Raw genomic sequence first — 18,476 nt, 5'->3', positions numbered from 1 at the left:
CGTCGTTTTCAGGAGTTATTGAACAGCCATTCAATTTTAGGCATGGCAATTGCTCTGTCATAACAAAGCCCGTCTCACGCAAGAGAACGATGGCAATAACAAGAGCCTCCGCCTGAGGCCATCACCCGCTTTGTGTGAGGAGATACCGCGATGACGTCGTTCAACTCCGGGGCTCAACCCCAGAACCGTGCGCCTCAATCCATCGGCTTTCTGCTGCTGGACAATTTCACGCTGATTTCCCTGGCTTCCGCAGTCGAACCGCTGCGCATGGCCAACCAGTTGTCCGGTCGCGAGCTGTATCGCTGGACCACCCTCACTGTCGATGGCGGCCAGGTCTGGGCCAGTGACGGTCTGCAGATCACCCCCGACGCCTCCATGCACAAAGCCCCGGCCCTCGACACGATCATCGTGTGCGGCGGGATCGGCATTCAGCGCACCGTTACCCGTGAACACGTCTCGTGGCTGCAAAGCCAGGCACGTCAGTCGCGTCGCCTCGGCGCCGTGTGCACCGGCAGTTGGGCCCTGGCCTGCGCCGGCCTGCTCGACGGCTTCGATTGCAGCGTGCACTGGGAATGTCTGGCAGCGATGCAGGAAGCTTTCCCGCGCGTCGCGATGAGCACCCGTCTGTTCACCCTCGACCGCAACCGTTTCACCAGTTCCGGCGGCACCGCGCCGCTGGACATGATGCTGCACCTGATCAGCCGCGATCACGGCCGTGAACTGTCCGCCGCGATCTCGGAAATGTTCGTCTACGAACGCATCCGCAACGAGCAGGATCACCAGCGTGTGCCGCTCAAACACATGCTTGGCACCAACCAGCCGAAACTGCAGGAAATCGTCGCGTTGATGGAGGCCAACCTGGAGGAGCCGATCGACCTCGACGAACTGGCGGTGTACGTCGCCGTGTCCCGTCGCCAGCTCGAGCGGCTGTTCCAGAAATACCTGCACTGCTCGCCTTCGCGCTACTACCTCAAGTTGCGCCTGATTCGTGCGCGGCAACTGCTCAAGCAGACGCCGATGTCGATCATCGAAGTGGCGTCGGTCTGCGGGTTCGTGTCGACACCGCACTTCTCCAAGTGCTACCGCGAATACTTCGGCATTCCGCCGCGTGACGAACGCGTCGGTTCCAACACCACCCAGCAGGTGGCGATGATGCCGCTGCCGCAGGCCATCGTGATGTCGCCGTTGTCCGGGCCGATGTCGGCGCTGAGCCAGGCACGCAACGAGTCGACCTTTGCCAGTGTAAGGCTGTAGACCGGGTCATCGTTTATCGCTGGCAAGCCAGCTCCCACAGGATCTGTGCAGTACACAAATGTTGTGTTCGCCCGGATCAATGTGGGAGCTGGCTTGCCAGCGATGGCGGCCTGTCAGGCGCTATGGGTTTGTTGGTATAGCGCCAATGCCGGCAACAATTGTTTGTCGATCGCCTGACGCACTGCAGGCTGGATGCTGGCGCCGCTGGTGTACATGTCCTTGACCATTTTGCGCAGCTCGAACGCACGGACATTGTCCAGGCCTCGCACCGCACACTCACAAGCCTGTTCGGCCGTGGAGCCGCTCGGCACTTGAAAGCCCAACGACTTGAGCTGGCCCAACAGGTCTTCCTGATCGATCAAATCGGCATACATCATGACGCGAATCCTTCTTCGGCAACGGAGGTCGTGGCTCGATTCTGGTAGGCATGCCCAGGCACGGCAAGGGCGATTTGTCGCAGTGTCCACATTGGCTATGAGCATGTCGTTTTCGGCTAACTTGCCGGCAAGGGGACTGGGCACACTGGACCCAGCTCGCTTCACGAAGGTTTGGTCACCCTCGCCACGGCAGCTCCTCAACAGTACCCTCGCCCCGATCCTGTCACGGCTTGTATCGGGGCTTTTTTTTGCCTGCGAATAACGCTGACGCGGTCTAGCGCTGCAACACCAGAATCCGTGACAGCAGTTCATCCCGATCGATGTAGCAGCCCTGAAAATGCCGGGCCCCGGTGGTCGGGTCGAACGCATTGCGTGCGTGCAGGGTGCGGCGGTTGTCGAAGCACCACAGCTCGCCCGGATTGAGTCGCTGCATCACCCGGAAACGTGGCTCGCGGGTCATGGCGATGAAGCGCCGGTAAGCGCGATACAGCAGCGGCATTTGCTCCACGGACGTGTCGAACGCTCCGCGCAAAAAATTGGCCATGCGGATTTCCGCGACCCGGCCCAGCGCATCCAGGGCGATGACCGGCGCGAGGCAGCGGTAGTCGCTGCGGCGGTCCTTGTTGCGAAACTCCACCGGGACCTCGCACAGCGCCTGAAACGACGCGGGATCCTCCTGACGCAACGCTTCGGCAATCGCAAAACCGTCGACGAAAATGCTCTCGCCACCTTCGGCATCATTCACCAGACAATGCAGAAATTGCAGGCCCGGCTGCAGCTCGCGGGTCGGCAGGTCCGTGTGCAGCGGCAAGTTGAAAGCGGTGTAGGCATTGCTGTCGGCGTCGGCCTTGGATTGCACGTTGAACAGCACGCCGAAATTGCTCTCGCGGATGAACGAAATGCGCTGGGCGATCAGCTTCAGCGAGCCGGGTTCGGTGGGTACGCCGCGCACCTGGGTCAGGCCGATGTCGCGTACCGCCAGCAACCATTGCAGCAGCGCGGTGTTGTCGTTCATCAGGGCCGAATAGTCGAACACCGGCAACTGCAAATCGCTGCGCCACAGGAAGGGTTTAGGTTTGGCGGCGAGGCGTTCGGCGCGGGATTCGTCGTCATAGGCGTGGGCCCGCAGCCAACCCGCATCGAAGCGGCTGAGGTGGCCGTCCTGCCAGTCGATGCGCAGGCAGCCATCGGTGTCGATATGCGCGGCGCAGGGCGACAGATCCTGCGCGGCATCGACGATCTCGAATACCTGCTCGCGGGTGACGCTGTAGACGCAGTGCGGACACGGACAGTTGTCGCGCAGCCACACGTGGTGAAACGGGCTGACACGCCCGTCGGCCCATTCGATCAGGACGCGATCCGCCAGGTTCTGCACGCCGTTCAGCGCGCTGATCAACGGATAAGTACGGAAATCGGCAACTGCAGCGGCGGTGTACATGGCGGCTCCTTGCGATGGATGAATTTACCGGGCTGGGGGCAGGGCGATGACCCGGCCAATGTAAGCAGGCGCTGGCAGGTCGGCCTGCTCGGCGACGATGGCTTGCAGACGGCCCAGGGTGTCCGGCGTAAACGGTGCGGAGCGCGGCCCGGCGAGGTCGACGTGCAGCAGCATCTGTTCGTTGCCGGCCAGTTCCTTGTCACCGCCAGCCAGGTGCAGGCTGTGATAGAGGTGCAGGCGTTTCTGGTCGTGGCCGATGATCTGCGTGCGCACTTCGACTTCGGCATCGAGCTTCACTTCGTGCAGATAGTTGAGGTGCAGTTCGAGGGTGAACAACGAGTGGCCGCTGGCTTCGCGGTTGTTGCTGTCCATGCCGAGACGATCCATCAGGGCGTCGGTGGCGTAGCTGAAAATCAGCAGGTAGAAGGCGTCGCGCAGGTGGCCGTTGTAGTCGACCCAGTCGGGGATGATGCGGGTCTGGTAGGTGGTGAGGGTGGGCATGGTATCTGTTCCGCCATTGGTGGTGTCTGGGCTGCCGTCTTCGCGAGCAAGCTCGCTCCCACAGTCGAAATGCAGTCCCCTGTGGGAGCGAGCTTGCTCGCGAAGAGGCCGGTATTGCTGGCGCAAGGATTACTCGCTGAAACTCATCCCGTGCTTTTCTTTGGTGGTTTTCACCGCCTCAAGCACCGCCAGCAGACAATCATCACGATAGCGCTCCAGCGCCGAGATACTGTGCCGGCCCAGTTGATCGCTGGTGCCGTCCACCACATCGTCGATCAACTTGTCGGTCAGTTCCGGCGCCGGCAGGTACGTCCACGGCAACTGCAACGCCGGGCCGAACTGCGACATGAAGTGGCGCATGCCGGCATCGCCACCGGCCAGGGTGTAAGTCAAGAATGTACCCATGAACGACCAGCGCAGACCGGCGCCAAAGCGGATCGCATCGTCGATTTCACCGGTGGTCGCCACACCATCGTTGACCAGGTGCAGTGCCTCGCGCCACAGCGCTTCGAGCAGGCGGTCGGCGATGAAGCCCGGCACTTCCTTGCGCACATGCAGCGGGCGCATGCCGAGGGATTCGTAGACTTTCATCGCCGCTTGAACCGCTTCCGGCGCGGTGTTCTTGCCGCCGACCACTTCCACCAGCGGCAGCAGGTAAACCGGGTTGAACGGGTGACCGACCACGCAGCGTTCCGGGTGGGTCGAGCTCTCGTAGAACTCGCTCGGCAACAGGCCGGAAGTGCTGGAACCGATCAACGCATTCGGCTTGGCCGCCGCGCTGATTTTGCTGTGCAGCTCCAGTTTCAGTTCAAGGCGTTCCGGGGCGCTTTCCTGGATGAAATCCGCATCGCGCACGCATTCTTCAATGGTCGCGACAAAGCGCAGGCGATCCTGCGAAGCGCCCGGCGCCAGACCGTTTTTCTCCAGTGCGCCCCAGGCGTTGGCCACGCGTTTGCGCAGCGCCGCTTCGGCACCCGGCGCCGGGTCCCAGGCCACCACGTCAAGGCCGTGGGCGAGGGCGCGGGCGACCCAGCCGCTGCCGATGACGCCGCTGCCCAGTGCTGCGAAGGTTTTGATTTCGGTGATAAAGCTCATGGTGATTTCCTGGGAAAATTCGGTGATTCCCTGTGGGAGCGAGCTTGCTCGCGAATGCGGCGGCACTGCTGATGAAGATGCTTCGGATGTACCGGCCTCTTCGCGAGCAAGCTCGCTCCCACAGGGTTTGATGTGTGGCCGTCAGCCGCGCTGGGTCAGGCCCATCTTCTTGCGACCTTCAGCCGGGGTCAGCACGCGGGCGCCGAGGCGGCTGAGGATCTCGCTGGCGCGTTCGACCAGTTGGCCGTTGGTCGCCAGCACGCCTTTGTCCAGCCACAGGTTGTCTTCCAGACCGACCCGCACGTTGCCGCCGAGCAGCACCGCTTGCGCCGCCATCGGCATCTGCATCCGGCCGATGCCGAACCCGGCCCACACGGCGTCGGCGGGCAGGTTGTCGACCATGGCTTTCATGGTGGTGGTGTCGGCCGGCGCGCCCCACGGGATGCCCAGGCACAGCTGGAACAGCGGGTTGTCGAGCAGGCCTTCCTTGATCATCTGTTTGGCGAACCACAGGTGGCCGGTGTCGAAAATTTCCAGCTCAGCTTTCACGCCCAGCTCGGTGATGCGCTTGGCACCGGCGCGCAACTGGGCCGGGGTGGAGACATAAATGGTGTCGCCGTCGCCGAAGTTCAGGGTGCCGCAATCCAGGGTGCAGATTTCCGGCAGCAGTTCTTCGACATGGGCCAGGCGGGTCAGCGGGCCGACCAGGTCGGTGTTCGGGCCGAACTCCATCGGGTTCTCGCCCGGGCCGATTTCCAGGTCACCGCCCATGCCGGCGGTGAGGTTGACGATGATGTCGACGTCGGCTTCGCGGATGCGCTCCATGACTTCGCGGTACAGCGCCACGTCGCGGCTGAACTTGCCGGTCTGCGGGTCACGGACGTGGCAGTGCACGACCGTGGCGCCGGCCTTGGCAGCTTCTACTGCGGCTGCGGCGATCTGTTTCGGGGTGACCGGCACGTGAGGGCTCTTGGCGGTCGTGTCGCCAGCACCGGTGAGTGCGCAGGTGATGATGACGTCGTGGTTCATGGTGCGTTTTCCTTCAGGCGTGATGGGTCTGTTCGCAGCCCGTGGCGGGCTGCGAAGTGGTTCGTTCGTTGCGGTTTATTTGCTGGTGAGCTGGAGGTTTTCAGCCGCCGGTTTGCCATCGAAGGTGGTGACGCCTTCGAGCCAGCGCTGTTTGTCCTGCGGGTGATCCTTGAGCCATTGCCTGGCCGATTCGAAAGCATCCTTGTGATCGAGCAGCGGCTGCATCATCCGGCTCTCGTCTTCGGCGGTGAACGTCAGGTTGCTCAGCAGGCGGCTGACGTTCGGGCATTGTTCGGCGTATTTCGGCGCGGTGACGGTCCACACGGTGGCCATGCCTTCGTTCGGGCCGAGGGCGTCGTCGCTGCCGGTCAGATAGGTCATCTGCACGTTGACGTTCATCGGGTGCGGCGCCCAGCCGAAGAACACCACGGCTTCCTTGCGGCGCACGGCGCGATCGACGGCGGCGAGCATGCCGGCTTCGCTGGATTCCACGAGCTGGAACTTGCCGAGGCCGAACTGGTTCTTGGCGATCATCGCCTTGATCTGGGTGTTGGCGCCCGAGCCTGGCTCGATGCCGTAGATCTTGCCGCCCAGTTCTTTCTCGAACTTGGCGATATCGGCGAAGGTTTTCAGGCCCTTGTCCGCCAGATAGGTCGGCACGGCGAGGGTAGCGCGGGCGTCCTTGAGGCTTGGCGCTTCAAGTACCTTGACCTGGTTTGCATCGACGAACGGGGTGATGGTCTGGGTCATCAGCGGGTTCCAGTAGCCGAGGAACAGGTCCAGACGCTGGTCGCGGATGCCGGCGAAGACGATTTGCTGAGAGGCGCTGGTCTGTTTGGTGCTGTAGCCGAGGCCGTCGAGCAGAACCTGAGCCATGGCACTGGTGGCGATCACGTCGGTCCAGTTCACCACACCCATGCGCACGTTCTGGCAGGCGGCGGGTTCAGCCGCCATGACGCTGGCGCTTAAAAACGCGGTACCGCTGAGTGCGAGAACACAGCTGCTGATCAGTCGTTTCATGTCGGGTTCCTCGGCAGGTCGTTATTGTGGGTTCCGGTGTCTGTGCGCCGGTGATGCTCAAATTACGCAGCTGTACGCCCTTGAAAGCGCACTGCGGCGACTGGCTCTTGCACTGTAGCGACCTGTCCCCTTGAATGCCGCCGACAACTGGCGTATCAACGTTGCACGCTACCCGCTGACCGAGTGCGCGCCATGTCCCAGGATTTCTACTTTCTGTTGATGCCGGGTTTTTCCGCCATCGGTTTCATCTCTGCGATCGAACCGCTGCGGGTGGCCAACCGCTTTCGCGGCGAGCTGTACCGCTGGCACGTCTTGAGCGACGATGGCGGGGCGGTGCTGGCGAGCAACGGGATGTCGGTCAACGCCGATGCGGCGCTTGAACCGCTGAAGAAGGGTGCGACGCTGCTGGTGGTCGCCGGTTTCGAACCGCTGAAGTTCGCCACCCCGGCGCTGGAGCACTGGCTGCGACGGCTGGACAACGAAGGCGTGACCCTCGGCGCCATCGACACCGGCAGCTTCGTCCTTGCCGAGGCGGGCCTGCTCGATGGTCATCGCCTGACGCTGCACTGGGAGGCCATCGATGCCTTCAAGGAATCTTATCCACAGCTCAGCGTCACCCAGGAGCTGTTCGAGATCGACCGTCGGCGTATCACGTCTGCCGGCGGCACCGCCTCCATCGACCTGATGCTCGACCTGATCGCCCAGGCTCACGGCCCGCAGCTGGCGATCCAGGTCAGCGAGCAGTTTGTATTGGGGCGGATTCGTCCGCGCAAAGACCACCAGCGCATGGAAGTCGCCACGCGTTACGGCATCAGCAACAAGAAGCTGGTGCATGTGATCGGCGAGATGGAGCAGCACAGCGAACCACCGCTGACCACGCTGGAACTGGCGGAGTCGATCAAGGTGACGCGGCGGCAACTGGAGCGCCTGTTTCGCCTGCACCTGAACGACACTCCGAGCAATTTCTATCTGCGCTTGAGACTGGAAAAGGCCCGGCAGCTGTTGCGCCAGACCGACATGAGCGTGCTGGAAGTCAGCATCGCCTGCGGGTTTGAATCACCGTCGTATTTCACCCGCAGCTACCGGGCGAAGTTTGCACGGTGTCCACGGGAGGATCGGCGACGGGAGGCCGTTTGACGGGCGATTATAGTTAATTATACTTTTAGGTATAAATTACAGTCGTTTGAATAATTGAGTGTAAAACCATGTCCAGAAACAACGGCTTCGTCTTCCGCCGCCCCGCTCTGGCCCGCAGCGTTGCCGATGGTCTGGTGGGTGCGGGTCTGCAGGATTTCACCTCCGGCCTTTTTCTGGCAGCGCCGCGGCGCACCGGCAAAAGTACCTTTTTGCGGGAGGATCTGATCCCGGAATGCCAGGCCCGAGGCTGGCTGACGGTTTATGTCGACCTGTGGGCCGACAAGGAAAAAGACCCTGCTGACCTGATCGCCAGTGCCATTGCGGGTGCGTTGGTCCCCTTCGAAAAGGGCATCCGCAAACTGGCGAAGAATATCGGCATCGAAAAACTCAGCTTTCTGCGCACCTTGTCCTGGGATTTCACCAAGCCGCAACTGCCGGCGGGCGCGACTCTGACTCAAGCACTGGAGTTGCTCCACAGCGCCGCCGAAAAATCCGTAGTGCTGGTGATCGATGAGGCCCAGCACGCGCTCACCACCGCCGCGGGCATCAACGCGATGTTTGCCCTGAAGGCAGCTCGGGATCAGCTCAACCAGGGACGTGAAGGCGAGGGCAGCGGTTTGCATCTGGTGTTCACCGGTTCCAATCGCGACAAGCTCGCCCACCTGGTGCTGGGCAAGAGCCAACCGTTTTTCGGCTCGAGCATCACACCCTTTCCGCTGTTGGGGAAAGAGTTCACCCAAGCGTACACCTTGCACCTCAATGCCCATCTGGCCGAGACCAACCAGTTCAGTGCGGCCGATATCGACGACGCCTTTGAGTTGGTGGGGCGGCGCCCGGAAATGTTGCGCACCATCATCGGCGAAGTCGCGCTGGAGCTGGGTGAGGCCAGCAATCTGGGGCAGCTGCTGCAAAGCCGTGCCGAATTGTTGCGCGCAGGCGTGTGGACCGAGTTCGAAAGCGCCTGGAACGCGCTGACCATCCCTCAGCGCGCCGTGCTGGAAGTGATGGTGGAGCGCTCACAGAACAACGAGCCTTTTGCACCGTTCACCGACAGCACGCTCATCGCGGTCAGCAAGGCACTGGAAAACCTGGGCAGCGACGTGGTGCCGGGCACCCAGACCATTCAGGCCTGCATCGATGCCCTGCGTGACAAGGAGCTGGTGTGGAAGTCGAGCCGTGGTGGTTATGCGCTGGAAGACAAGTCCTTCGGCGACTGGCTGAGCGCACGCAAAACGCGCTAATTACTTCTTCACCAATGCCGAGCACGCGGCCTTGTAGGCTTCATGCTGATACTTGTTCAGCGTGCCCGGCAGCTCGAAATTGTGCTTCTTGGCCTGGGCATTGATCGTCTGTGGCGACAGCAACGTCACCTCGCAACCGTCCAGCAACTGAAACACGCCCTCGATCTTGAACGTGGTCGGGCCACCGGCAAACTCGCCCTTCTTGCTGCGCTTCTTGATCGCGATGCGATCAATCGAGTTCTCGCGCACGAACGACGCCACCTGAGCCGCGAACAGCTTCACGTTGGCCGCCTCGTCGTCATCGTCCAGCGCGATTTTCTTGGTGCTCAGCGCGACATGGCTCAGCACCGAACCGTCGAGGGACGCCACGGCGATGATCGCTTCACTGCCTTTGATTTCGATACCGCAGATGTTCATGTGAATCCCTTGATTGGCTGAAGAGGTGCAGCTTACAGCTCAAGCTGGTTGGCGGTGATACCAAACGCCGCTGCAATCTTTTCGCGAGTGGCCTTGCGCGGCTTTGCAACGGTTTCCTGCTGGGCGAAGGCTGGCTGCGAAATGCCCATGCGTTTCGCGACTTCTTCCTGGGTCAGGTTGAGATGTTCGCGCCAGGCGCGAACCGGGAGGGCGCCATCAACGATGCGGCTAACGACTTCGTGGGGAATCATGCTTTCCATCTTCGACTCACTCCTGGCCTATCGACTCCAAAAACTCCGACCGCTCGTCACTCATCCGCGCCACGCAATCGTTCTGCGCAATCTTGAAGGCCTTGCTGCCGTCCGTCGCCGGGAAGGCTTCGACGGCGCAGTCGGCGTCGCGGGTTTTCAGCCATTGTTGCTGGGCGGCCTTGAGTTTGGCGGTGATGTCGGCCAGTTGCGCCGGGTTCTTGCCGTAGGTGGTCTGCATGCGCTCGTTCAGGCTGGCGTAGTTGTCCTTGAGCAGGTCCTCGGCGGTGGTGCGGCTGTAAGTCGAGCATTCCAGGGTCTGGATGTCGTTTTCCACCGCGTCGCAGGGGTTGTTGTCGGACTCTTCGGCGGCGTGTACGCCGGTCGCAATCAGGGCCAGGGCCAGGAAGATCGATTTCATTGATGTCGCCGCTCTAATCCAGTGGTGTTTCCGGGATGCGGCAGATTCTGGCTCAAGCTCGCGGGCTTGAACAGGTGGCCGGTCGGACCGGTTGGCGACCCTTTGTCGCGGATTGACGCTTTCGGCAATTCCCCTGTCGTTTTTGCACCCGGCTGGTCGCGCACCGAGGCATATGCTGGCCCCAAAGCGCCGGCAGACGATTCGGCGCATGAATCGCCAATAAGGGGACGCCTGATGAGCCCAGCCGAATTACACGCCGACAGCATCGTTATCGACGGTCTGATCATTGCCAAATGGAACCGCGAGCTGTTCGAAGACATGCGCAAGGGCGGTCTGACGGCGGCCAACTGCACCGTGTCGGTGTGGGAGGGCTTTCAGGCCACGGTCAACAACATCGCCGCCAGCCAGAAACTGATTCGCGAAAACAGCGACCTGGTGATCCCCGTCCGCACCACCGCCGACATCCGCAAGGCCAAGGAGCAGGGCAAGACCGGCATCCTCTTCGGCTTCCAGAACGCCCACGCCTTTGAAGACCAGATCGGCTATGTCGAGGTGTTCAAGCAGCTCGGCGTCGGCATCGTGCAGATGTGCTACAACACCCAGAACCTGGTGGGCACCGGTTGCTACGAACGTGACGGCGGCCTGTCGGGCTTCGGTCGCGAAATCGTCGCCGAGATGAACCGTGTCGGCGTCATGTGCGACCTGTCCCACGTCGGTTCCAAGACTTCCGAGGAAGTCATCCTCGAATCGAAAAAACCGGTCTGCTATTCCCACTGCCTGCCGTCGGGGCTCAAAGAGCACCCGCGCAACAAGTCCGATGAAGAGCTTAAGTTTATTGCCGACCACGGCGGTTTCGTCGGCGTGACCATGTTCGCGCCGTTCCTGGCCAAGGGCATCGATTCGACCATCGACGACTACGCCGAAGCCATCGAATACACCATGAACATCGTCGGCGAAGACGCCATCGGCATCGGCACCGACTTCACCCAGGGTCACGGTCAGGACTTCTTCGAATACCTGACCCACGACAAGGGCTACGCCCGCCGTCTGACCAACTTCGGCAAGATCATCAACCCGCTGGGCATCCGCACCGTCGGCGAGTTCCCGAACCTGACCGAAACCCTGCTCAAGCGCGGCCACTCCGAACGAGTCGTGCGCAAGATCATGGGCGAAAACTGGGTCAACGTCCTGAAAGACGTCTGGGGCGAGTAAGCCGCCGCTTCCCGAATACTTTCCCCCGGCCGTCCGCGCCGGGGGCAACACCAAAATTTTTCTGGAGTTAAGTTTCCATGGCCAAGATCGCCCCGCAATTGCCAATCGAAGTCGACAGCGAGACCGGTGTCTGGACCTCCGACGCCCTGCCGATGCTGTATGTGCCGCGCCACTTCTTCGTGAACAACCACATGGGCATCGAGGAAGTGCTGGGCGCCGACGCCTATGCCGAAATCCTCTACAAGGCCGGCTACAAATCCGCCTGGCACTGGTGTGAAAAAGAAGCCGAGTGCCACGGCCTGGAAGGCGTCGCGGTGTTCGAGCACTACATGAAGCGCCTGTCGCAGCGCGGCTGGGGCCTGTTCAAGATCCAGGACATCGACCTCGGCAAAGGCACCTGCAGCGTCAAGCTCGAACACTCGGCGTTCGTCTACGTCTACGGCAAGGTCGGGCGCAAGGTCGACTACATGTTCACCGGCTGGTTTGCCGGTGCCATGGACCAGATCCTCGCCGCTCGCGGCAGCAAGATCCGCACCGTGGCCGAGCAGGTTTACGGTGGCTCCGAAGAAGGCCACGACGACGGCCTGTTCACCGTCAAGCCGTTGTAAGTCGAGGAACCCGCCATGGCTTTCGAAGCAATGTTTCAGCCAATTCAAATTGGCAAACTGACCATCCGCAACCGCGTGCTCAGCACCGCGCACGCCGAGGTCTACGCGACCGACGGCGGCATGACCACCGAACGGTACGTCAAGTATTACGAAGAGAAAGCCAAGGGCGGCATCGGCCTGGCGATCTGTGGCGGTTCGTCCGTGGTGGCGATCGACAGCCCGCAGCAATGGTGGAGTTCGGTGAACCTGTCCACCGACCGGATCATCCCGCACTTCCAGAATCTCGCCGACGCCATGCACAAGCATGGCGCCAAGATCATGATCCAGATTACCCACATGGGTCGACGCTCCCGTTGGGACGGTTTCCACTGGCCGACCCTGATGTCGCCGTCGGGTATCCGTGAACCGGTGCACCGCGCCACTTGCAAAACGATTGAGCCGGAAGAGATCTGGCGGGTGATCGGCAACTACGCGCAAGCGGCTCGCCGCGCCAAGGCTGGTGGCCTGGACGGCGTCGAACTGTCGGCCGTGCACCAGCACATGATCGACCAGTTCTGGAGTCCGCGCGTCAACAAGCGTACCGACGAATGGGGCGGTACCTTTGAAGGCCGGATGAAGTTCGGTCTGGAAGTCCTCAAAGCCGTGCGCGCCGAGGTCGGTGACGACTTCTGCGTCGGCATGCGCATCTGCGGCGACGAGTTCCACCCGGACGGTCTGTCCCACGAAGACATGAAGCAGATCGCCAAGTATTACGACGACACCGGCATGCTCGATTTCATCGGCGTCGTCGGCTCGGGTTGCGACACCCACAACACCCTGGCCAACGTGATTCCGAACATGAGTTATCCACCGGAGCCGTTCCTGCACCTGGCGGCCGGGATCAAGGAAGTGGTCAAGGTTCCGGTGCTGCACGCGCAGAACATCAAGGACCCGAACCAGGCGACGCGGATTCTCGAGGGCGGTTACGTCGACATGGTCGGCATGACCCGCGCCCACATCGCCGACCCGCACCTGATCGCCAAGATCAAGATGGGCCAGATCGACCAGATCAAACAGTGCGTCGGCGCCAACTACTGCATCGACCGTCAGTACCAGGGTCTGGATGTGCTGTGCATCCAGAACGCCGCGACGTCCCGTGAATACATGGGCGTGCCGCACATCATCGAGAAATCCACCGGGCCGAAACGCAAGGTGGTGATCGTCGGTGCCGGCCCGGCGGGGATGGAAGCTGCCCGTGTGGCAGCCGAACGTGGCCACGACGTGACCCTGTTCGAGAAGAAAGAATTCATCGGCGGCCAGATCACTACCGCCTCGAAAGCGCCGCAGCGTGACCAGATCGCCGGTATCACCCGCTGGTTCCAGCTGGAGCTGGCGCGGCTGAAAGTCGACCTGCGTCTGGGAACAGCAGCGGACGCCGATACCATCATGGACCTGCGTCCGGACATCGTGGTGCTGGCCGTCGGCGGGCACCCGTACCTGGAGCAGAACGAACACTGGGGCGCCGCCGAAGGGCTGGTGGTCAGCAGCTGGGACGTGCTCGACGGCAAGGTTGCGCCGGGCAAGAACGTGCTGGTCTACGACACCATTTGCGAGTTCACCGGGATGTCGGTGGCCGATTTCCTTGCCGACAAGGGCAGCCAGGTCGAGATCGTCACCGACGACATCAAGCCGGGCGTGGCCATCGGCGGTACGTCGTTCCCGACCTACTACCGCAGCATGTACCCGAAAGAAGTGATCATGACCGGCGACATGATGCTGGAGAAGGTCTACCGCGAAGGCGACAAGCTCGTTGCCGTGCTGGAGAACGAATACACCGGCGCCAAAGAGGAGCGGGTGGTGGATCAGGTGGTCGTCGAGAACGGCGTGCGCCCGGACGAAGAAATCTACTACGCGCTGAAGGATGGCTCGCGCAACAAGGGCCAGATCGATGTCGAGGCGCTGTTCGCGATCCAGCCGCAACCTTCGCTGAGCAGCACCGGCGACGGTTACCTGCTGTTCCGCATCGGTGACTGCGTGGCGCAGCGCAATACCCACGCCGCCATCTACGACGCCCTGCGCCTCTGCAAGGATTTCTAAAAACTTGCACATGACCCTGTGGGAGCGGGCTTGCCCGCGAATGCATTCTGTCAGTCACCGCTGCATCGACTGACCCGGCGCTTTCGCGAGCAAGCTCGCTCCCACAGGAACACGCCGAACGTGTTTCTCCAGGCTGTACTGGTGGGAGCTTCACCATGTTGAACACCCTTCTTCCAATCCTGTTGTTCGCAGCCCTGGCCCTCGCGGTGCTGGGCGCGTTGCGGCGGGTGGCCATGTGGCGCCGAGGCCGGGCCTCGAAGGTCGATCTGATCGGCGGCCTGTTCGCCATGCCCAAGCGTTACATGGTCGATCTGCACCACGTGGTGGCGCGGGACAAATACATCGCCAACACCCACGTCGCCACGGCGGGCGGTGCGGTGGCGTCGATCGTGCTGGCGATTCTGGTACACGGTTTCGGCCTGCATAACCGCATTCTCGGCTACGCGTTGCTGCTGATGACGGCGGTGATGTTCGTCGGGGCGATCTTCGTTTATCGGCGTCGCCTCAATCCGCCGTCGCGGCTGTCGAAAGGCCCGTGGATGCGCCTGCCGAAAAGCCTGCTGGCGTTCTCGGCCTCGTTCTTCCTGGTGACCTTGCCGGTGGCCGGGATCCTGCCGGAGAACTTCGGCGGCTGGGTGCTGGCAGCGATTCTCGGCATCGGTGTGCTGTGGGGCGTGTCCGAGCTGTTCTTCGGCATGACCTGGGGCGGCCCGATGAAACACGCCTTCGCCGGTGCGTTGCATCTGGCTTGGCACCGTCGCGCCGAACGTTTTGGTGGTGGTCGTTCCACCGGTTTGAAACCGCTGGACCTGAATGATCCGACCGCGCCGCTGGGCGTGGAGAAACCCAAGGATTTCACCTGGAACCAGTTGCTCGGTTTCGACGCCTGCGTGCAGTGCGGCAAGTGCGAAGCGGCGTGCCCGGCGTTCGCCGCCGGCCAGCCGCTGAACCCGAAAAAACTGATTCAGGACATGGTCGTCGGCCTCGCCGGCGGCACCGATGCCAAGTTCGCCGGCAGCCCGTATCCGGGCAAACCGGTGGGCGAACACAGCGGCAATCCGCATCAACCGATCGTCAACGGTCTGGTCGATGCCGAAACCCTGTGGTCGTGCACCACCTGCCGCGCCTGCGTCGAGGAATGCCCGATGATGATCGAGCACGTCGATGCCATCGTCGACATGCGCCGGCACCTGACCCTGGAAAAAGGCGCGACCCCGAACAAGGGCGCCGAAGTCCTGGAAAACCTGATCGCCACCGACAACCCCGGCGGTTTCGCCCCGGGCGGACGGATGAACTGGGCGGCGGACCTGAACCTCAATCTGCTCAGCGAGAAGAAGTCCACCGACGTGCTGTTTTGGGTCGGCGACGGTGCCTTCGACATGCGCAATCAGCGCACTCTGCGTGCGTTCGTCAAAGTGCTGAAAGCGGCCAAGGTCGACTTCGCGGTGCTGGGTCTGGAAGAACGCGACAGCGGCGACGTGGCCCGACGTCTGGGTGATGAAGCGACTTTTCAGTTGCTCGCCAAACGCAACATCCAGACCCTGGCCAAATACAGCTTCAACCGCATCGTCACCTGCGATCCGCACAGTTTCCACGTGCTGAAAAACGAGTACGGCGCGTTCGACGGCAACTACCTCGTGCAGCATCACAGCACCTACCTGGCGGAAATCATCCAGGCCGGCGCGCTGAACCTCGGTCAGCACAAAGGCAACAGCGTGACTTACCACGATCCGTGCTACCTCGGCCGCTACAACGGCGAGTACGAAGCGCCGCGCGAAGTGCTGCGCGCCCTCGGCATCGAGATCAAGGAAATGCAACGTTCCGGATTCCGTTCGCGCTGCTGCGGCGGCGGTGGCGGGGCGCCGATCACCGACATTCCGGGCAAGCAGCGGATTCCCGACATGCGCATGGAGGACATCCGCGAGACCGGCGCCGAACTGGTGGCCGTGGGTTGTCCACAGTGCACGGCGATGCTCGAAGGCGTGGTCGAACCGCGTCCGCTGATCAAGGACATCGCCGAACTGGTGGCCGACGCGCTGCTCGAAGATGCCGCGCCGAACAAGCCTGCCACCCCGGCCAAACGTGAACCTGCGGAGGCCCACTGATGAGCGACATTATCCGCCGCGACCCCCGCGCCGAATGGATTGCACGTAACCGTCTGCACCCGCTGCACGCGGCCATGCAACCGGCGCAACACAGCTGGATGGGCCCCAACGGGATCATCCGCAAGAACCTGCACGGCATCGGCTTCATCGGGCCGAACGGCATCAAGCGCATCGACCGCAGCGGCGCCCAGCAGGGCGGGGCGGTCAAACGTTCGGCAGCGGTCGAAGTGCAATTGCCGCTGCATCAGGTGCCGGCCCCGGCGTTCTACATCAGCGTGGTGCCGGACATGGTCGGCGGCCGCTTGAGCAGCCATGACCGTGATTTGCTCGGCCTGGCTCATCAGTTGGCCGGCAGCGACGGTGCGGTGCTGGCCGTGGTGTTCGGCGAGCACAAGGAAAACGCTTTCGCCACGGCGGGCGTTGACCGCCTGCTGGTGCTGGAAGGCGAAGAGTTCAGCGGTTATGCACCGGAACAACGGATCCAGGGTCTGCGGGCTGTGGATAACCAGTTCAACCCGCGTCACTGGCTGTTGCCGGACAGCCGCAGCGGTGGCGGCGAACTCGGGCGGCGCTTTGCTGCCGCACTGGGCGAACGCCCGGCTACACGGGTGTGGCAGGTCAAGGATCAGGAGTGCATCGGCCGCGCCGGTGCCGGGTTGCAGGATCTTGCCCGCCCGGTGGCGCGGCTGATTCTGGCGTCCGCCGAATGTGCCGAGCCGGTCAGTGAAACCCGACACGAAGCGCTGCCGGTTGAGTTATCCACACCTGTGGCGCGCAGTCTGTCGCGGATCGAGGATCTGGGTGCGGTGGCGGTGGATCCGGCGGCGATTCCGATGGCCGAAGCCGAGTTCATCTTCTCCGGCGGCAACGGGGTCAAGGACTGGGCGCTTTTCCACAGGACTGCCGCCGCCCTCGGCGCCACCGAAGGCGCTTCGCGGGTGGCGGTGGACGACGGCTTCATGGCCCGTGATCGACAGGTCGGCGCGTCCGGCACCTGGGTCACCGCTCGGGTTTACGTGGCCGTGGGGATTTCCGGGGCGATCCAGCACCTGCAAGGCATCGGTGCCTGCGACAAGGTGGTGGCGATCAACCTCGATCCGGGTTGCGACATGATCAAGCGTGCCGACCTGTCGGTGATCGGCGAAAGCGCGGAAATTCTTCAGGCCTTGATCGCGGCGGTAGAGGCTTACCGCAACGAAGCCAAGCGCGATGCGGCTTAAGGAACGGTTATGAGCACAAAGATCATCAGTCTGGTTTCAATCGGCGCCCACCCGACCTCCGGCCGCCCGCGCCGCGCCGATCAGGACGCCCGCGCGGTGGAGCTCGGCCTGCAACTGGCGGGGGACAGCCTGCAAGTGCTGCACGCCGGCGACATCGCCGAACCGGCGCTGCGCGCCTATCTGGGCATGGGGCTTGCGCAGATGCATGTGCTGGAACAACCGGCTGGCGCCGACGCGTTGCCGGCGTTGACCGAGTATCTGCGTGATGCCGGTGCACAAGTCGTACTGACTGGCAGCCAGGCAGAAACCGGCGAGGGCTCGGGGATGTTGCCGTTCCTGCTGGCCGAGGGGCTGGGCTGGCCGCTGGTGGTGGGGCTGGCGCAGGTCGAATCGATCAACGACGGCTCGGCGCTGGTGCTGCAAGCGTTGCCTCGTGGGCAGCGCCGCCGGTTGAAGGTGCGCCTGCCGTTTCTGGCGACTGTGGATAACGCTGCGCCCAAGCCTCGGCAAAGTGCTTACGGCCCGGCGCGGCGTGGCGCTCTTCAGGCTAAAGACGTGGAAGTGGTGGACGACGAATTGCTCGCGGTGGCGACCCTGCAACCGGCCAAGCCACGACCAAAGCGGTTGAAGGTGATCAAGGCGAAGAGCGGGGCTGACCGGATGAAGGCGGCGACGGCCAAGGCCAGTGGCGGTGGTGGGCAAGTCCTGAAAGGCGTGACGGCGCAGGCCGGTGCTGAAGCCATTCTCAAGCTGCTGATCGAAGAAGGTGTTGTCCGCTGAAACCGTTGCTGACCCTCTCCCTTCGGGAGAGGGCGCTTTACCCACAATCCCTGTTAACCACTCTGTGGATAACATGTTCGCCCCTCTCCAAACCCCATACAAACCAAGCCCTCCAGCCCTCAGATCAAAAAACAACCAGCCTAACTCGCGGTTTTTTCTGAGATTTTTCCCAGCACAACTCCCCGACTTGCCCCCAATCTCTGTTGGCGTTTCTGTGGATAAGATGTTCGCTATCCGCTAAGAGCCCTATAAACCGTGGCTTACAAGGATCTGATCAAAAAACGTCCAATTCAGCGT

Annotated in this window: 17 protein-coding genes and 1 pseudogene; 9 read left to right on the top strand and 9 right to left on the bottom strand. The window is 62.3% G+C overall.

The annotated features are described in order from the left end of the window. Nucleotides 1–150 precede the first annotated feature (150 nt). Nucleotides 151–1,254: a choline metabolism transcriptional regulator GbdR gene (gene gbdR, locus IHQ43_RS26975; protein ID WP_007959756.1), complete on the top strand. Its 1,104-nt coding sequence runs from the start codon at nt 151–153 to the stop codon at nt 1,252–1,254. 113 nt (nt 1,255–1,367) lie between these two features. Here gbdR and IHQ43_RS26970 read toward each other — a convergent pair whose 3' ends face one another. The 6 genes from IHQ43_RS26970 to IHQ43_RS26945 form a co-directional block, all read right to left on the bottom strand. Then, complete coding sequence (locus tag IHQ43_RS26970; protein WP_192562674.1) at nt 1,368–1,631, bottom strand: hypothetical protein; 264 nt, start codon at nt 1,629–1,631, stop codon at nt 1,368–1,370. 274 nt (nt 1,632–1,905) lie between these two features. Then, the gene (locus IHQ43_RS26965; protein WP_192562673.1) at nt 1,906–3,069 is read right to left on the bottom strand and encodes a gamma-butyrobetaine dioxygenase; all 1,164 of its coding nucleotides are present in this window, start codon (nt 3,067–3,069) and stop codon (nt 1,906–1,908) included. 24 nt (nt 3,070–3,093) lie between these two features. Next, a complete protein-coding gene (locus IHQ43_RS26960; protein WP_064380221.1) occupies nt 3,094–3,570 on the bottom strand; it encodes a thioesterase family protein in 477 nt (158 codons plus the stop codon). 129 nt (nt 3,571–3,699) lie between these two features. After that, nucleotides 3,700–4,665 (bottom strand): L-carnitine dehydrogenase, encoded by a 966-nt coding sequence (locus tag IHQ43_RS26955; RefSeq protein WP_007959763.1) that lies wholly within the window; start codon nt 4,663–4,665, stop codon nt 3,700–3,702. A gap of 141 nt (nt 4,666–4,806) precedes the next feature. Beyond that, complete coding sequence (gene cdhC, locus IHQ43_RS26950) at nt 4,807–5,694, bottom strand: 3-dehydrocarnitine:acetyl-CoA trimethylamine transferase CdhC (protein WP_011336296.1); 888 nt, start codon at nt 5,692–5,694, stop codon at nt 4,807–4,809. 75 nt (nt 5,695–5,769) lie between these two features. After that, the gene (locus tag IHQ43_RS26945; RefSeq protein WP_192562672.1) at nt 5,770–6,714 is read right to left on the bottom strand and encodes a choline ABC transporter substrate-binding protein; all 945 of its coding nucleotides are present in this window, start codon (nt 6,712–6,714) and stop codon (nt 5,770–5,772) included. A gap of 192 nt (nt 6,715–6,906) precedes the next feature. Here IHQ43_RS26945 and IHQ43_RS26940 point away from each other — a divergent pair, with 192 nt between their 5' ends. Both IHQ43_RS26940 and IHQ43_RS26935 read left to right on the top strand, forming a co-directional pair. Then, entirely contained in the window at nt 6,907–7,851 is a 945-nt protein-coding gene (locus tag IHQ43_RS26940; protein ID WP_192562671.1) for a GlxA family transcriptional regulator, read from the top strand. A 68-nt stretch (nt 7,852–7,919) separates the two neighbouring features. Beyond that, nucleotides 7,920–9,092, top strand: coding sequence for an ATP-binding protein (locus IHQ43_RS26935; protein WP_192562670.1), 1,173 nt, complete (start codon nt 7,920–7,922; stop codon nt 9,090–9,092). On the opposite strand, the gene IHQ43_RS26930 is transcribed toward IHQ43_RS26935, so the two are convergent. The 3 genes and pseudogenes from IHQ43_RS26930 to IHQ43_RS26920 form a co-directional block, all read right to left on the bottom strand. After that, nucleotides 9,093–9,509 (bottom strand): DUF3010 family protein, encoded by a 417-nt coding sequence (locus IHQ43_RS26930; RefSeq protein WP_102685736.1) that lies wholly within the window; start codon nt 9,507–9,509, stop codon nt 9,093–9,095. It lies immediately after the preceding gene. 32 nt (nt 9,510–9,541) lie between these two features. Continuing rightward, nucleotides 9,542–9,760, bottom strand: a pseudogene (locus IHQ43_RS26925) (helix-turn-helix domain-containing protein); the annotation flags it as partial. A 16-nt stretch (nt 9,761–9,776) separates the two neighbouring features. Further along, nucleotides 9,777–10,178 carry a lysozyme inhibitor LprI family protein gene (locus tag IHQ43_RS26920; RefSeq protein ID WP_007959774.1) on the bottom strand — a complete coding sequence of 134 codons (402 nt, stop codon included), beginning with the start codon at nt 10,176–10,178 and terminating at the stop codon, nt 9,777–9,779. Between the two features lie 234 nt (nt 10,179–10,412). Between IHQ43_RS26920 and IHQ43_RS26915 the strand changes: the two genes are divergently transcribed. From IHQ43_RS26915 to etfB, 6 genes are all read left to right on the top strand, one after another. Beyond that, entirely contained in the window at nt 10,413–11,390 is a 978-nt protein-coding gene (locus tag IHQ43_RS26915; RefSeq protein WP_007959776.1) for a dipeptidase, read from the top strand. A gap of 77 nt (nt 11,391–11,467) precedes the next feature. Then, on the top strand, nt 11,468–11,998 hold the full coding sequence (locus tag IHQ43_RS26910) for a DUF5943 domain-containing protein (RefSeq protein ID WP_192562669.1): 531 nt from the start codon (nt 11,468–11,470) through the stop codon (nt 11,996–11,998). Between the two features lie 15 nt (nt 11,999–12,013). After that, nucleotides 12,014–14,074: a dimethylglycine demethylation protein DgcA gene (gene dgcA, locus IHQ43_RS26905; protein ID WP_011336289.1), complete on the top strand. Its 2,061-nt coding sequence runs from the start codon at nt 12,014–12,016 to the stop codon at nt 14,072–14,074. A 155-nt stretch (nt 14,075–14,229) separates the two neighbouring features. Next, entirely contained in the window at nt 14,230–16,179 is a 1,950-nt protein-coding gene (gene dgcB, locus IHQ43_RS26900) for a dimethylglycine demethylation protein DgcB (RefSeq protein WP_074692124.1), read from the top strand. After that, on the top strand, nt 16,179–17,399 hold the full coding sequence (gene etfA / locus IHQ43_RS26895) for an electron transfer flavoprotein subunit alpha (RefSeq protein WP_102716761.1): 1,221 nt from the start codon (nt 16,179–16,181) through the stop codon (nt 17,397–17,399). The genes dgcB and etfA overlap by 1 nt, the downstream gene beginning before the upstream one ends. Nucleotides 17,400–17,408: 9 nt before the next feature. Next, nucleotides 17,409–18,179: an electron transfer flavoprotein subunit beta gene (gene etfB, locus IHQ43_RS26890; RefSeq protein ID WP_192562668.1), complete on the top strand. Its 771-nt coding sequence runs from the start codon at nt 17,409–17,411 to the stop codon at nt 18,177–18,179. Nucleotides 18,180–18,476 lie beyond the last annotated feature (297 nt).

The sequence above is a fragment of the Pseudomonas gozinkensis genome (assembly GCF_014863585.1).
Lineage (GTDB): Bacteria > Pseudomonadota > Gammaproteobacteria > Pseudomonadales > Pseudomonadaceae > Aquipseudomonas > Aquipseudomonas gozinkensis.
This window is presented reverse-complemented; position numbering and strand designations above follow the sequence as displayed.